This window comes from Butyricicoccus sp. AF18-9LB (assembly GCF_027684505.1).
Lineage (GTDB): Bacteria > Bacillota > Clostridia > Oscillospirales > Butyricicoccaceae > Agathobaculum > Agathobaculum butyriciproducens.
Genome location: NZ_JAQCWA010000040.1, coordinates 1 through 14,537, shown reverse-complemented (window position 1 = coordinate 14,537; position 14,537 = coordinate 1). Strand labels below are relative to the sequence as shown.

The window sequence follows — 14,537 nt, the reverse complement described above, 5'->3', positions numbered from 1 at the left end:
TCCGGCGTATGGGTATTCTGTGAGCAGCGCCAGGGCGAGCTGCAGCCGACCGTGCTCGAGCTGATCTCTGAGGCACGCAAGCTGGCAGACGACATGGGCACTGAAGTTTGCGGCCTGCTGCTTGGCGGCAAGGGCGTAGGCGAGAAGATGGCAAAGGAACTGGGCGCTTACGGCGCTGACAAGGTTCTGGTTTGCGAGAGCGACCTGCTCGAGACCTACACCACCGATGCATACGCAAAGGTTCTGTGCGACACCGTTATGGCTAAGAAGCCGGAGATCCTGCTGATCGCCGCTACCAACATTGGCCGTGACCTCGGCCCGCGCTGCGCAGCTCGTCTGCACACCGGTCTGACCGCAGACTGCACCCACCTCGACGTAGACGTAGAGAAGTACGCTGCATTCCTGCAGGAGGCTTCCACTCTGCCGCAGGCTCAGATCGATGCTCTGAACCGCGAGGACCGCAACCTGAAGATGACCCGTCCGGCATTCGGCGGTCACCTGATGGCTACCATTATCTGCCCGCGCTTCCGTCCGCAGATGGCTACCGTTCGTCCGGGCGTACTGAAGAAGGGCGAGTACAACGAGGCTAAGGCTAACGCAGTAGTTGTTGAGCCGGTAGCTTTCGAGCTGTCCGAGGCTGACATCAAGACCAAGGTTCTCGAGGTCGTTAAGGAAGCTAAGGAGCTGGTTGACCTGACCGGCGCTGAGGTAGTTGTATCTGTAGGCCGTGGTATCTCCAAGGACGTTGAGACCGGCATCAAGCTGGCTGAAGAGCTGGCTGGCCTGTTCGGCGGCGTTGTTGGCGGTTCCCGTGCTGCTATCGACTCCGGCTGGCTGTCTGCTGACCACCAGGTTGGTCAGACCGGCAAGACCGTACATCCGAAGCTGTACGTTGCTCTGGGCATTTCCGGTGCTATCCAGCACAAGGCTGGTATGCAGGATTCCGAGTGCATCGTAGCAGTTAACAAGTCTGATTCCGCTCCGATCTTCGACGTAGCTGACTACGGCATCTGCGGCGACCTGTTCAAGGTTGTTCCGATGATGATCGACGCAATCAAGGCTGCTAAGGAGTCCAAGTAATCATCTGATTGCTTTTTGAAGCGCCGTGCTGCCTGCGACCTCCCGGTTTGCGGCGGGTTTTGGAGCCCCGCTTGCAACATCCGCCATGCCCGCGGAAAGCGCAGCACGCTGCTTCTGATTGTATAAGAAAAGCCGCAGAGCATTGCTCTGCGGCTTTTTTCGGCACAAAATAAAGAGAAAGAGCCTGTCTGCGCTGCAGACAGGCTCTTTTCAATCCAGATAATCGCCTACCGGACTCCGGTTGTACTGCTTGATGATACGAATGACTACCGAACCATCCTCCTGCTCCGCCTCGTCTACGATCCTATGGCGCGTGCGGTTGCGCTCCAGTGCCTGCTTGTAGTGCTCGACTTCCTCGCACACCAGGCGCACCGCAATACTGTGCTCCAAATCCTCCTTCAACTGAAAGTGCAGGGTCTGACAAATGCACGCCGCCTTAATCCGCTTCATGTCCATTCCTCCTGTTTTGTTGATGAAATACGCAAAAAACAATGTACACATTCGTTTTTACATATTTATTATACTGAAAACAGAATTTTTCCGCAAAGGCGTTTTTTCACAAAGTTTGGTGTTCCTCTGTTTGTGGAAAATCGCCATAGGCGCGCGGTTTTGTTTGTGCAGAACAGAAAAAAGACGCACAATGTGCGCCCCTACGGTAAAAAAGATTCTCTGCCGTTCCCCTCTTTCGGAGCGGTCGCCGCTCTCCGATTTTCGCCAGACTAAGAAATAAAGGAAACCGTAGTCCCAAGAGGATAGAAACCTTGGTGTCTATCCTTTTGGCCCCAGGCTGAGGGTTAGCACCCACAGAAAACAGGTATGCGACCCCGTTTTTCCCGTTCGGAAAAAGTACCCCAAAACGAATAAAAACGCGACATCAGGCCGCGCTGCTGCACCGCCCCGTCGCGTTTCTTAGCAATAAATAAAAACGGCAGCGAGCGAGAAGAACTCTCAAGCTCTCCACCGATGATGGTAGTAATTATAGCACTCCGCCTCTTTCCGGACAAGATTCAAATGTGCCAAAATCGCATTTACAATTCGTTCATAATTGTACAATCCGACAATTCGCACAGCAGTATTCCGCAGAAACTGACAACTTATACAAAAACGCGCCTGTTTTTTCGTCAAACACGCGTCTGTTTTTGAGATTTTATGCTGAAATCCGCGAAAATCGCTTTACAAACGGTCATTTTCATGGTAATATAAATATACTTTCGCCCCGCGCTTAGCTGACGGACAAAGGGAGCGTTCCTATCGCCTCCATTCACCAAGCCGCGGCCCGGCCTGTGGGTGAGTAAAAATCTATTTAACGAAAGGTGAAATACCGACATGATCCGTAAGGAAGACAAGACTGCCGTTATCGAGGCAAACCGTACCCACGCTACCGACACCGGTTCCCCGGAGGTTCAGGTTGCAATCCTGACCGCCCGCATCAAGGAGCTGACCGAGCACCTGAAGGTACACAAGAAGGATAACCACTCTCGCCGCGGTCTGCTGAAGATGGTTGGTCAGCGCCGTTCTATGCTGGCTTACCTGCAGAAGAAGGACATCAACCGTTACCGTGCCCTAATCGCTAAGCTGGGTATCCGTAAGTAAGAAAATGCGAAAATAGGGGAGCAGTCTGCTCCCCTGTTTCTGTATTTTAAGCTGGGCGGCATTATCGCTTTTTAGCAGTTGAAAGAGAGACCAAATCATGCAGAGCATGATTCGGAATTGAAAATTGAGAATTGAAAATGGAAGATAACGCTCTCCTTGCGCGAGTTCCGTCCGCGCTGCGCTGGCTGCGCTACGCGCTTATTAAATTATCGCGCAGTGCGCAATACAGCAATTCTGCATTCTCCATTTTCCATTCCGCTTGGTTTTTGTTTCAAGTGCTAAAAAAGCTGCTGCCGCCCTCCCCAAACGATTAAAGGAGGAAACAAAATGGCAAACATCAACCACTTTGACTTCAAAAACTACCGCGTTTTTGAGACCGAGATCGCCGGCCGCAAGCTGACCGTCGAGACCGGCAAGATGGCACAGCTCGCTAACGGCTCCTGCCTGGTTCGCTACGGCGAGACCGCTGTTCTCGTTACTGCTACCGCATCCGCTAAGCCGCGTGACGGCATCGACTTTTTCCCGCTCTCCGTTGACTTTGAGGAGCGTATGTACGCAGTAGGCCGCATCCCCGGCTCGTTCATGCGCCGTGAGGGCCGTCCGTCCGAGAAGGCGATCCTGTCCTCTCGTCAGATCGACCGTCCGATGCGTCCGCTGTTCCCGAAGGACCTGCGCAACGACGTTTCCATCGTCTGCACCGTTCTGGAGAACGACTATGACAACTCCCCGGAGGTTGTTGCTCTGCTGGGCGCTTCCATCGCAGTTTCTATCTCTGATATTCCGTTCGACTACGTTGTAGTCGGCTGCCAGGTTGGCATCGTTGACGGCAAGACCGTTATCAACCCGACCTCCGAGCAGCGCAAGGTATCCGAGATGGACGTTACCCTGTGTGCTACCAAGGACAAGATCGTTATGATCGAGGCCGGTGCACAGGAAGTTCCGGAGGACGATATGTTCAACGCACTCATGGAAGCACATGAGGAGCTGAAGAAGGTTTGCGCGTTCATCCAGTCCATCAAGGACGAGATCGGCAAGCCGAAGTTCGAGTACGAGCATCATGACATCGACCACGACCTGTTCGACAAGCTCGAGGCAGCCTGCAACGACAAGTTCGAGGTTGCTATGGATACCGACGACAAGACCGTTCGTGACGCCGGCGTGCGCGCTATCGTTGACGAGTTTGAAGCAACTCTGGACGAAGAGTACAAGGAAGAGCACGGCGCTAACCTTGGCGAGTGCGTAGACAAGCTGCAGAAGAAGATCGTTCGCCGCTGGCTGGCAAACGGCAAGCGCGTAGATGGCCGCGGCATGGAAGAGGTTCGTCCGCTGGCTGCCGAGGTTCACGTTCTGCCGCGCGTACACGGTTCCGGCATGTTCACCCGCGGTCAGACCCAGGTTCTGACGCTCTGCACTCTGGGTACTCTGGGCGATGCGCAGGAGCTGGACACCATCTTCGAGGAGAAGGAAAAGCGCTATATCCACCACTACAACTTCCCGTCCTTCTCTGTTGGCGAAACCCGTCCGTCCCGCGGTCCCGGCCGTCGTGAGATCGGCCACGGTGCTCTGGCTGAGCGCGCTCTGCTGCCGGTTATCCCGCCGGTAAGCGAGTTCCCGTACGCTCTGCGTCTGGTTTCCGAGGTTATTTCCTCCAACGGCTCCACCTCTCAGGGCTCCGTCTGCGGTTCCACGCTGGCTCTGATGGATGCCGGTGTTCCGATCAAGGCACCGGTTGCCGGTATTTCCTGCGGTCTGATCACCGATGGCGGTCAGGAGACCACCTTCACCGATATTCAGGGCGTTGAGGACTTCTACGGCGATATGGACTTCAAGGTAGCAGGTACCAAGAAGGGCATTACCGCAATTCAGGTTGATATCAAGGTTGACGGTCTGACCCCGAACATCATCAAGCAGGCGTTCGAGAAGTGCCGCGTTGCTCGTTACGGCATTCTGGACGAGATCATGCTCAAGGCTATCCCGCAGCCGCGTGAGGACGTTTCCGACTGGGCACCGAAGATGACCACCATGCACATCAATCCGGACAAGATCCGCGAGGTTATCGGCAAGGGCGGCTCTGTAATCCAGAACATCGTTGCTGAGTCCGGTGCAAAGGTTGACATCGAGGATGACGGTACCGTTACCATCGCTGCCGTTAAGGCTACCGATGCAGACAAGGCGAAGAAGATGATCGAAGCGATCGTCAAGGAGCCGGAGCCGGGCGAGATCTACTACGGCAAGGTCGTTCGTCTGATGAACTTCGGCGCATTCGTAAACCTGCTGCCGGGCAAGGACGGCATGGTTCACATCTCCAAGATGGCTGACCACCGCATCGAGAAGGTCGAGGACGCTGTCAAGGAAGGCGACATGGTTTGGGTTAAGGTCATGGAGATCGACGACAAGGGCCGTGTAAACCTGTCTATGAAGGATGTTAAGCCGGAAGAGAAGATTCTGTAATTGAATTTCGGCTGAAATAGAGAAAAAGGCTTCGGAGCGATGCTCCGAAGCCTTTTTATTCATCCGGGATATACTCGATAATATCCGAAACACTGCAGTTTAGGATAAAGCACAGTGTATCCAGCGTTTTCAGTGTGATTGTTTTACCGTGCTTCATGCGGTGCAGAATATTGGCGGAAAAGCCCTGTTTGTAAATTAAATGGTATTCTGTAACGCCTTTTTCTAAAAGCGTCCGGTAAAACGGAGCGTAACTGATCATGTACGATCACCTCACGCACAACATAACACGACCTAATATATTGACTATGCCCAATATATTGAGTATAATGTGTGTGAGGTGAGCTTATGGCTGAATTTTGTCTGGATTGTCTCAACCGTCTGGAGGGCACCTGCTATACCAAATGGGATGTTGCACTCTCTTGGAGCAAAGATATCTGCGAAGGCTGCAGTCAGCTTCGCCGAACCGTGATTTGCCTGCGTAAGCGGACAATTCAACGGCAATATCTCGGTTTATATGATGATAATCACCGCAAATCACGCAAATAAACCCATATTGACTTCCCCCTTAAAACCGCTATAATGAAGATAGCAAAAGAGCGCAGCCGATGGCGGCTACGCTCTCACCAGTTTACGAAGAAAACCAAGAGTTTCCTCGGTTTTCTGCTTTTATTGTGGCACATATTCTGTTACTCTCTGCAATTCTTCCCTCTTCAAATGAAGAGGGATTTATGCTATAATGAGGGGTACACCAAAATCCACTGGAAAGAAGGACAAGCCCATGACCTCTGTGCTGCTGCCCGAGGGCGAACTGCGCGTAGCACGCTGCGACATGCTCGACAAGCTGATCGCGGTCGGCGACGGCGACGCGGCGCTGCTGTATCTTTATATCCTGCGGCACGGCGGCACGGACGGCTCCGCTGCAGCGCGTGCCCTGCGTCTGAGCGCCGATCGCTACGAACGTGCGGCATTCACGCTCAACAACCTGATCGCGCCGACGGAAAAAACCAAAACAACAACCGACAAATCCGCCGAAGCGCCGCGCTACACCGGCGATGAGCTGCGCCGTGCCCGTCTGGACGACCAGACCTTCTCCGGCCTTTGCGACGCAGCAGAGGGCATTACAGGCCGTGCGCTGACCGAGGGTCAGCTGCGCTGTCTGCTGACCATTTACGACTATCTCGGTCTGGACGCAGGCGCAACGATTGAGCTGCTCAGCTATCTGAAAAGCGAAAAGGGCACGGTCCGCACGACCGATCTGCGCCGAGAAGCCAACCAGTGGGCCGATATGGGCATTGTCACCGCGCAGGCGGCCCAGCAGTACCTGACACGCCGTGCGGACGAAAAACCGCTCAGCGAGGCGATCTACCGTGCACTCGGTGCGGATATCGAGCAGCCTGCGCCCAAGGAGCAGCGCGTCTGCCGCTTTGCACTGGCGCACGGCTTCCCTGCCGACGCAGTGGAACTGGCGGTGCACCGCACCGGTCAAAAGCAGGGACACAAAAGTCTGGATTACACGCTCGGCATTCTGCGCCGATGGGACAATGCGGGCGTACATACGGTCAGCGAAATCACCGCTCTCGAGCCGGAAACCCGCACATCTGCCGTGTCTGCTGTGCCTGCCGCCGTCGGTCAGACACCCGCACAGCCGACCGACAGCGCCACGCTCGCCGCGTGGGAGCAGGACTGGGCTGCACGCGTGCGCAGTCATCGCCGCAACACGGAGGAATAACCTATGGCATACGATAAAAAACTGCTCGCCGCCGCACGGCGCGAGCTGGAACGCGAGCGCACGGCTCACACCGAGGAGCTGGAAGCGCGCCGGCGTGAGATTTACACACGCGAGCCGCGTATCCGCGCAATCGACCGCGAGCTGAGCACCACGGCAGCGTCCGTTCTGCGGGCCGCAATGGAGTCCGGCGGAGACCCGACTGCTGCAATCGAAAAGCTGCGCGACCGCAATCTCGGTCTGCAGGAGGAACGCGGCGACCTGCTCCGGCAGCTGGGACTTCCCGTCGATTATCTGACCGACAAGCCGCTGTGCCCAAAATGCGGCGACACCGGCTATGCCGGCAGTGCGACCTGCGAGTGTGTCAAGGCGCGCTACGCCAAGCTGCTCAAGGAGCAGCTTTCCTCGGTGCTGCCGATTGCCGATCAGAACTTTTCCAAGTTCGACATGAGCTTTTACTCCACCCGCCCGGATGGCCGCAGCGGTATTTCACCGCGCGAAAATATGGAATATAATCTGGGCGAATGCAAGACTTATGCCGCAAAATTCAGCAAGGATTCCCCCAATCTGCTGCTGTTCGGCTCGACCGGTCTGGGCAAGACCTTTCTCTCTACCTGCATTGCCGAGGCGGTCTCCGCACGCGGATTTTCCGTGGCCTACGACACCGCCATCAACATTGTTGCCGCGTATGAGACCATCAAATTCGGCTCCGGTGACGGCGAAGCCGCCGCAGAACGCGCTGCACGCTACGAGCGCGCCGATCTGCTCATTATCGACGATATGGGCACCGAAATGGGTACTGCCTTTACGGTTTCCGCGCTATACAACCTGATCAACAACCGCCTGATGGCTAAGCGCCCCATGATCATCAACACCAACCTGCTGCCGGAAACGCTCAGCGAGAAATACTCGCCCGCCGTGGCCTCCCGCCTGCTCGGCGAGTTCCTGCCGCTGCGGTTCTTCGGTGATGACATCCGGCTGCTGAAAATGCGCAGAACATAAACAAATCCCTCTCTTTTGCAAGAAAGAGAGGGATTTTTGTTTAGATTTCGGATTGTTTGCCGAGCAGGTTATCGCGCCAGCGACCGAACCGATGCGTAATCATGCGCAGCTCGATACCGACAAGCAGCGCCGCGATAACCGTACCGATGCCGACGCTGCCCAATCCGTGCAGGAAAATCAGGCAGGTGATGAGCGAAATGATGACCATGGACACGTCAAACGCGATTTTGACGGTCGGGAACGGCTTGCCGGTCAGCGTGGAGATGGCCAGCATAGCGCCTTCACCGGCCAGCGGCATAATGTCCGCCGGAACGTAGAAAAAGATGCCGATTGCAACGAAAACAGTGGCAATCCAGCACATCAACAAACGGATAATCAGGTTGTCCGTCGATGGAAATATCGCCGCGAGCGTGTTGCAGGTGGTCGTGAATGCGCCGAACACCATGCCGATCGGAATCTGCAGCAGATTTTTGCATTCAAAGCGGCGGCGCATCAGCAGCATTTGCAGGATGACCAGAATAACGTGGAAAATGACGGTCGCAACGCCCATCTCAATACCCCAGACACAGGTCATGGTGTATGGGATGGAGCTAACCGGCGACACGCCGAGATTGGACTTGACCGACAGTGCAATGCCGATAGTCATGACGAAGAAGCCGCCGAAGTAATACAGCAGCCGAATACCGAGTTTGGAGCCTTTCATGCCTATTTTATCCCCTTTTAGTCGTTTAGATTGCGATAAATACGCTCGAGCAGGGTCTGTACCTGCTGAATCTCCTGCGGTGAGAAGCCGCGCAGCGCCTCCTCTTCTGCGGCTGCAAAGATAGCATTCAAGCGGCGGCACTGCTCCCGGCCGAGGTCGGTCAGACGGACATACACCGTACGGCGGTTTTCGTCGCGTGTGCTGCGTTCGAGCAGTCCGGCGCGTTCCATTCCCCCGAGGATGGTAGAAAGCGAGGACGGCTCGATATGGCAGCCCTTGGCGATATCCTTTTGCATGGCGCCGTCGTGGTCCTGCAGGAAGTCCAGCACTTTTGGCTGTCCAGTGGTCAGACCGAGCGGTTTGATGCGCGACATGACAAGTTTCTGCAGCATGGCATGGTCAGCCATGAGCAGGTAATGAGTGGAAAATTCCATTGCGTTCTCCTTTGTTCTAATCCAAACAATTAGCTTTCTAATTATATACTTATGAGTTCGGATTGTCAAATTGCGTTTTTATACTCTTTGTTATATTTTCTTTCTTTATTATAGATTACTCCTTGTTATATTATTATTAGTTATAACTTTACGCTGTCTCTTTAACGATTCTGCGCCTGCGCGGCGCAGGCGTACAAGAGGGTAGCTGCCAAGGTTTCTTACTCCGAATTTTGAAGCATTTTCGGTTTCAGAAATCCCGCAGATTCTGCAAAATACCGTAGTTTTCCCGAAACAAGTGTATACTAAAAATGTTCGTTTATTATTGATAAAATAAAACAGGAGCGTATAGCTTGAAATTGCTATACGCTCTTTTTATGGTCTTGCAATCTATTTGAAAAAAGCATGAATTTTTACACATTCCCGCGGAATTTAATCGTAATATCCGTCATATTCATGCGCTCTCTGGGGAACTGGTGGCGCTCGAGGTAGTCGTAGAGCAGGCGGATCGGGAGCGTGCCCTGTGTTTTGACGTCCTGCCCGATGATGAAATCGACCGTACCGTTTTTTACCATTTTGATGTTGCCCTCGGTGACATCGTGAACGACGATGTGCAGCTTTTCGCTGCGGTGTGCGGCGTGCACGGCGCGGTAAACGCCCTCCCGTCCTGCGGAGGTCAGATAGATGCCGCGCAGCTCGCTGTCCGACTGAATGGCGCGCATAGCGATGCGCTCGGAAAGGCTTTCGTCGAGGAACGAGCATTCCGGGTGCAGAACCCGGATATCCGGAAAACTCTCCGCCATTTCGGTGCTGAAGCCGGTAAAACGCTGCGAGTCGGCATAATGTCCGCTGCGCTGACCCAGAATCGGCAGCACGCTGCCGTGCCCCTGCATGACCATGCCGAGCAGCGCGGCGGCGGCGCGGCCGCTCGCGATGTTGTCCGCGCCGACATAGGCGATGCGGTTCGCGTCGGTGATATCCGTGTTGAACGTCACGACAGGGATGCCCTGCTGCTCGCTGAGCGTGTTTATCTTGTCGCGCACGAGCGTGTTCGCGAGCGGCATGATCGCGAGGCCGTCGATGTGCTCGGTCGTTACCAGCTCATCGATCAGCGTCAGCTGATGCTGCACATCCATATCCTGCATCGCGCGCACGATGACCGTGATGTTCGGGAGAAGCTCACGCTCGGAAAAGCTCTCGAACAGCTCGCACAGCATCTGCACGAAGGGTGAATGGTCGGAGTGGAGCACCACGCCGATCTTCCACTGCTGCGTCTGCTGCATGACGAGGCGGTTTGAGATATAGCCCATTTCGCGCGCCGTCGCGCGGATGCGCTCCGCAACTTCCTCGCGCACGCCCTCCTTGTGGTGCAGGGCGCGGTCCACCGTTCCGCGCGACACCCCGCAGCGGTCAGCAATCTGCTGCATCGTTACCATAAAATCACTCTCCTGCGTTATCTGTACTTATACTATATCATAAAATACAGCCGTGCGCCAGATGTTACATCTGCACGAGAATGTTGTGCTGCACATCGTCCGCGATACAATGATAGCGCTATTTTTGTGCACAATATCTTAAATATCTGCATTCTTGCTATACATAATCACGAGATAATGCACGGATAAATGATAGTGCGCCCAAGCTATTGCAACCGGAAATCCACTGTGATATTCTGTGATTGTCAAGTGAACAAGGCCATTCACAAAACCGAAAAATTCCCCAAAAGAGAGTGAGAGAAACAAAATGTCATTTTTCAGTTCCATGATCTGGATCGCGCTGAGCTTCCTGTTTTTCACCGTCATGGTGGCAGTCATTTCAGCGTGGAAGACCAGAGATGACAAGCTCGACACCGCCGAGGGATACTTCCTCGCGGGGCGCGGACTGCCGGGTATTGTCATTGCAGGCTCGCTGTTGCTGACCAACCTGTCCGCAGAACAGCTGGTCGGCACAAACGGTCAGGGCTGGGCTTCCAATATGAGTCCGATCGGCTGGGAGGTCGGTGCACTGTTCACGCTGTTTGCACTGGCATTGTGGTTCCTGCCGACCTACCTCAAAATGGGCACGACCACCATCCCGCAGCTGATGGAAGCACGCTTTGGCCGCGGCACCAAGCTGATGTTCTCGTTCGTCATCGTTGTGATGTACTCCATCCTCAATCTGCCGGTCATCCTTTACTCCGGTGCAGTTGTATTTGAGAATATCTTCGATATTTCCGGTATCTTCGGCATCAGCAAGTTCCAGGCTGTTGCAATTCTGTGTGTCGTTATCGGCATTATCGGCGGCTGCTACGCCATCTTCGGCGGTTTGAAGGCGGTTGCCGTATCCGACACCATCAACGGCATCGGCCTTATCATCGGCGGTCTGATGATCCCGTTCCTCGCGCTGACGTTGCTGGGTCACGAGACCACCGGCGGCGGTCTCGTAGAAGGTGTCAAGTACCTCGTACAAACCGAACCCGAAAAGCTCAACGCATGGGCTTCGTGGGATGCTGCTGAACCGGCTCTGCCGTGGCCGCTCATCTTCACGGGAATGTTCTTCAACAATCTGTACTGGTGGTGCACGAATCAGTCCTTTGTACAGCGCGCACTTGCTGCAAAGAGCCTGAAGGAAGGTCAGAAGGGCGCGATCTACTGCGGTTTTCTCAAGACCATCGGCTTCTTCTATCTGGTACTGCCGGGCGTTATCGCTTACCACCTGCCGTCCATTCAGGACAAGCTGGCGGCGGCCGGTTCCTCCGCGATTGACTTCGCTTATCCGGCGCTGGTTTCCGCCGTTGTTCCCAAGCCGGTCATGGGCTTCTTCGCCGCTGTTCTGTTCGGCGCGATCCTGTCCTCGTTCAACTCGGTGCTCAACTCCGCATCGACCATGTTTACCCTCGACCTGTACCGAACCGCCATCAATCCCAAGGCTTCGGATATGCAGTGTGTCAAGGTCGGCAAGATCTACGGCACCTGCGCCGGTGCAGTCGCTATCTGCGTGGCACCGTTCGTTATGTTCGCACAGGGCATCACGACCTTCCTCAACTCTATGAGCCAGTTCGTTTCCCTGCCGATTCTGTTCACCGTACTCGGCGCGCTCATCTTCCGCAAGGCACCGAAGTACGCGCCCAAGGTCATTACCGCTGTTCACGTTATCGCTTACGGCGCGTTTATGATCATCAAGCCCTGTTACCCCACCTCGGGTGAGCCAATTCATTATCTGTACGCCATCGCTGTGCTGTTCGTCGTTGAATTTGCCATCATGTGGTATCTGAACAAATACCGCGGCACAGAAGAATATGTTCCGGCCGATGTCGGCGCAGTCGATCTGACTCCGTGGAAGTATCGCCATATCGTATGTATCATCGGTATCATTCTGGCGATCGGCATCTACATTCTGTTTTCGCCCATCGGCATTGCCGCATGAGTATAATAACTAACCAAGAACCTGTTTGAGAAAAGAAAAGGAGAACAATTACTATGAAACTCGGATTTAATGAAGCAAATGACCGTTTCTGCAAGAACCACAGTGTTATGATGGACCTCGAGCTGTGTGAGAAGTACGGCTTCGACTGCATCGACATTCAGTCGGAGTGCCTGAACCGCGATCTGGAAGCCGGCAAGATCACCCTCGAGGAGATGGGCGCATGGTTCCAGAGCCACCACCTCAAGATGCTTTCCTACAATGCGCTGTGCTTCTTCAACATGAAGCAGACGCAGGAGGAAAAGGACGCCGTGATGGCTGAGCTGGACGAGATCATCCGCCGCTGCAACATCCTCGGCTGCAAGATGATCGTTGTCGTACCGAGCAAGGACATGAAGGAGCGCGGCCTGACCCCGACCCGCAAGGAAATCCGCGAGGATGCAGTTGCTGTTCTCAAGGAAATGGTTAAGAAGTGCGAGCCGCACGGCATCCGCCTGAGCCTTGAGTTCTGCGGCGAGCCGTCCATGACTATCAACCGCTTCGAGGACGCTTATGCAATCGTTGAGGAAGTAAACAGCCCGTATGTCGGCGTAACGCTCGATCAGTACCACTTCTACGCAATGGGCTCCGGCTGGGATACCCTCGAAAAAGCCGACGGCAAGAAGATTTTCGTATGGCACCTGAACGGCACCGAGGATATGCCCTGCGGCGCATATTACAACAACGACGAAAAGCGTCTGTGGCCGGGTGCCGAGGGCGACTGCCTGCCGCATGCGCGCTACGCAGATACCCTCAAGAAGATTGGCTTTGACGGCGACTGCTGCACCATCGAGATCTTCCGTCCGGCATACTATGAGATGTCGCAGGAGGAGAACGTAAAGAAGTCCGCAGAAGTCACCCGTGCACACGTTGAAAAATACGCACAGTTCTAATATCGTAAAATCAGCAGTATCTCACAGCATATTCCCCAGCATTTATCACATTTTTTTGATCTGTAAAGGAGAATTTATTATGAGCTATCTGAAGAAAATCGGCGCACTGTTTGTTTCCTCCGCATTGATGGCATCCATGCTCGCAGGCTGCGGCTCGTCCTCCGATTCCACCGGCGGCAACGGCTCTCAGGCTGAGGGCGGCGATGGCAATTACAACATTTCCATCGTGTTCAAGACCACCTCGAACGAATACACCCAGTACATGATGGCAGGCGCTGAAAAAGCGGCGGCCGAGACCGGCGCGGTGCTCGACATGAAGGGCGCGACCTCGGAAACCGCCTATGACGAGCAGCAGAATATGATCGAAACCGATCTGCACGCCAACAAGTATGACGCGATGATTATCGCACCGCTGCAGGGCGACATGGCTTCCACGCTGGTAAGCGGCACGGATATGCCCATCTTCGCAATCGACACGGACTTTAATGCACCGGAGAAGATTTCGTTCATCGGCATCGGCCAGAAGGATGCAGCGGCAAGCGGCGGCGAAAAGGCTGTCGAGGCGGCGAAGGCAGCCGGCTGGGATAAGATCGAAGCAGCTTATATTGCGGGTGTTCAGGGTGACTCCACCGCCGATGCACGCCGCACCGGTTTCCAGGAAGGCATTGACGGCGCAGGCGGCACCTTCCTTGCCGATGAAGTGCAGTATGCTGATGCGGTAGCGGACAAGGCTACCGTCTGCATGGAAGGCATCATGCAGAGCCATCCGGAGGGTCTGGCTATCATCGCCTGCCACAACGATGACTGCGCAATTGCGGCAGCTCGTGCAGCAGCGAACAATCCGGCTTATGCAAAGACCATCTTCATCGGCTTTGACGGCAATATTACCGCAGCACAGTCCATCCTCGATGGCGGCGAGACCATGACCGTTGCACAGAGCGGTTACGATCAGGGCTATCAGGCGGTTAAGACCGTTGTGGCACATCTGAACGGTGAAAAGGTAGACAGCTTTGTTGACTGCGGTACCAAGGTCATCGACAGCACCACCGCCGAGGACTACATGGCAACCCTCAAGAGCCAGATGGACGGCAAGGCAGTTGCACAGTAAACCGTAATACCATGCGCTGCACTTGCAGCAGCAAGTGCAGCGTATCTATTAAACAATCACGTTTCTATAAGGAGAGAATTCCAATGGGCATTTTGAAAATTGGCGTTGT

The 14,537-nt window shown here is 54.6% G+C and carries 14 protein-coding genes; 9 read left to right on the top strand and 5 right to left on the bottom strand.

Annotated elements, in window-relative coordinates:
• A partial coding sequence (gene acrA, locus PGY33_RS13715) for an acryloyl-CoA reductase electron transfer subunit beta (RefSeq protein WP_270479080.1) occupies positions 1 to 1,080 on the top strand: 1,080 nt, incomplete at its 5' end.
• A 210-nt stretch (positions 1,081 to 1,290) separates the two neighbouring features.
• Here acrA and PGY33_RS13710 read toward each other — a convergent pair.
• Positions 1,291 to 1,530: a hypothetical protein gene (locus PGY33_RS13710; protein WP_270479078.1), complete on the bottom strand. Its 240-nt coding sequence runs from the start codon at positions 1,528 to 1,530 to the stop codon at positions 1,291 to 1,293.
• A gap of 876 nt (positions 1,531 to 2,406) precedes the next feature.
• On the opposite strand from PGY33_RS13710, the gene rpsO reads away from it, so the two are divergent.
• The 3 genes from rpsO to PGY33_RS13695 all read left to right on the top strand — a co-directional run bounded on the left by rpsO (position 2,407) and on the right by PGY33_RS13695 (position 5,124).
• Positions 2,407 to 2,673, top strand: a complete 267-nt coding sequence (rpsO, locus tag PGY33_RS13705; RefSeq protein WP_110435855.1) for a 30S ribosomal protein S15 — start codon at positions 2,407 to 2,409, stop codon at positions 2,671 to 2,673.
• Between the two features lie 137 nt (positions 2,674 to 2,810).
• Entirely contained in the window at positions 2,811 to 2,987 is a 177-nt protein-coding gene (locus PGY33_RS13700) for a hypothetical protein (RefSeq protein WP_158575303.1), read from the top strand.
• A gap of 13 nt (positions 2,988 to 3,000) precedes the next feature.
• The gene (locus PGY33_RS13695) at positions 3,001 to 5,124 is read left to right on the top strand and encodes a polyribonucleotide nucleotidyltransferase (protein WP_270479075.1); all 2,124 of its coding nucleotides are present in this window, start codon (positions 3,001 to 3,003) and stop codon (positions 5,122 to 5,124) included.
• A gap of 55 nt (positions 5,125 to 5,179) precedes the next feature.
• Here PGY33_RS13695 and PGY33_RS13690 read toward each other — a convergent pair whose 3' ends face one another.
• Complete coding sequence (locus PGY33_RS13690; RefSeq protein ID WP_110435853.1) at positions 5,180 to 5,383, bottom strand: helix-turn-helix domain-containing protein; 204 nt, start codon at positions 5,381 to 5,383, stop codon at positions 5,180 to 5,182.
• 519 nt (positions 5,384 to 5,902) lie between these two features.
• On the opposite strand from PGY33_RS13690, the gene PGY33_RS13685 reads away from it, so the two are divergent.
• Together PGY33_RS13685 and PGY33_RS13680 are read left to right on the top strand one after the other, a co-directional pair.
• Entirely contained in the window at positions 5,903 to 6,853 is a 951-nt protein-coding gene (locus PGY33_RS13685; protein ID WP_270479074.1) for a DnaD domain protein, read from the top strand.
• Between the two features lie 3 nt (positions 6,854 to 6,856).
• Positions 6,857 to 7,852, top strand: coding sequence for an ATP-binding protein (locus tag PGY33_RS13680; RefSeq protein WP_270479073.1), 996 nt, complete (start codon positions 6,857 to 6,859; stop codon positions 7,850 to 7,852).
• Between the two features lie 40 nt (positions 7,853 to 7,892).
• On the opposite strand, the gene PGY33_RS13675 is transcribed toward PGY33_RS13680, so the two are convergent.
• The 3 genes from PGY33_RS13675 to PGY33_RS13665 all read right to left on the bottom strand — a co-directional run bounded on the left by PGY33_RS13675 (position 7,893) and on the right by PGY33_RS13665 (position 10,422).
• The gene (locus PGY33_RS13675) at positions 7,893 to 8,555 is read right to left on the bottom strand and encodes a YczE/YyaS/YitT family protein (RefSeq protein ID WP_270479072.1); all 663 of its coding nucleotides are present in this window, start codon (positions 8,553 to 8,555) and stop codon (positions 7,893 to 7,895) included.
• A 17-nt stretch (positions 8,556 to 8,572) separates the two neighbouring features.
• A complete protein-coding gene (locus PGY33_RS13670; protein WP_118761992.1) occupies positions 8,573 to 8,989 on the bottom strand; it encodes a MarR family winged helix-turn-helix transcriptional regulator in 417 nt (138 codons plus the stop codon).
• Positions 8,990 to 9,399: 410 nt separating this feature from the next.
• On the bottom strand, positions 9,400 to 10,422 hold the full coding sequence (locus tag PGY33_RS13665; protein WP_270479069.1) for a LacI family DNA-binding transcriptional regulator: 1,023 nt from the start codon (positions 10,420 to 10,422) through the stop codon (positions 9,400 to 9,402).
• A gap of 307 nt (positions 10,423 to 10,729) precedes the next feature.
• Here PGY33_RS13665 and PGY33_RS13660 point away from each other — a divergent pair, with 307 nt between their 5' ends.
• The 3 genes from PGY33_RS13660 to PGY33_RS13650 all read left to right on the top strand — a co-directional run bounded on the left by PGY33_RS13660 (position 10,730) and on the right by PGY33_RS13650 (position 14,428).
• Positions 10,730 to 12,391, top strand: coding sequence for a solute:sodium symporter family transporter (locus PGY33_RS13660; RefSeq protein WP_243022963.1), 1,662 nt, complete (start codon positions 10,730 to 10,732; stop codon positions 12,389 to 12,391).
• A 53-nt stretch (positions 12,392 to 12,444) separates the two neighbouring features.
• Positions 12,445 to 13,320 (top strand): sugar phosphate isomerase/epimerase family protein, encoded by an 876-nt coding sequence (locus PGY33_RS13655; protein WP_118286282.1) that lies wholly within the window; start codon positions 12,445 to 12,447, stop codon positions 13,318 to 13,320.
• 79 nt (positions 13,321 to 13,399) lie between these two features.
• A complete protein-coding gene (locus PGY33_RS13650; protein ID WP_242988274.1) occupies positions 13,400 to 14,428 on the top strand; it encodes a sugar ABC transporter substrate-binding protein in 1,029 nt (342 codons plus the stop codon).
• Positions 14,429 to 14,537: the final 109 nt, after the last annotated feature.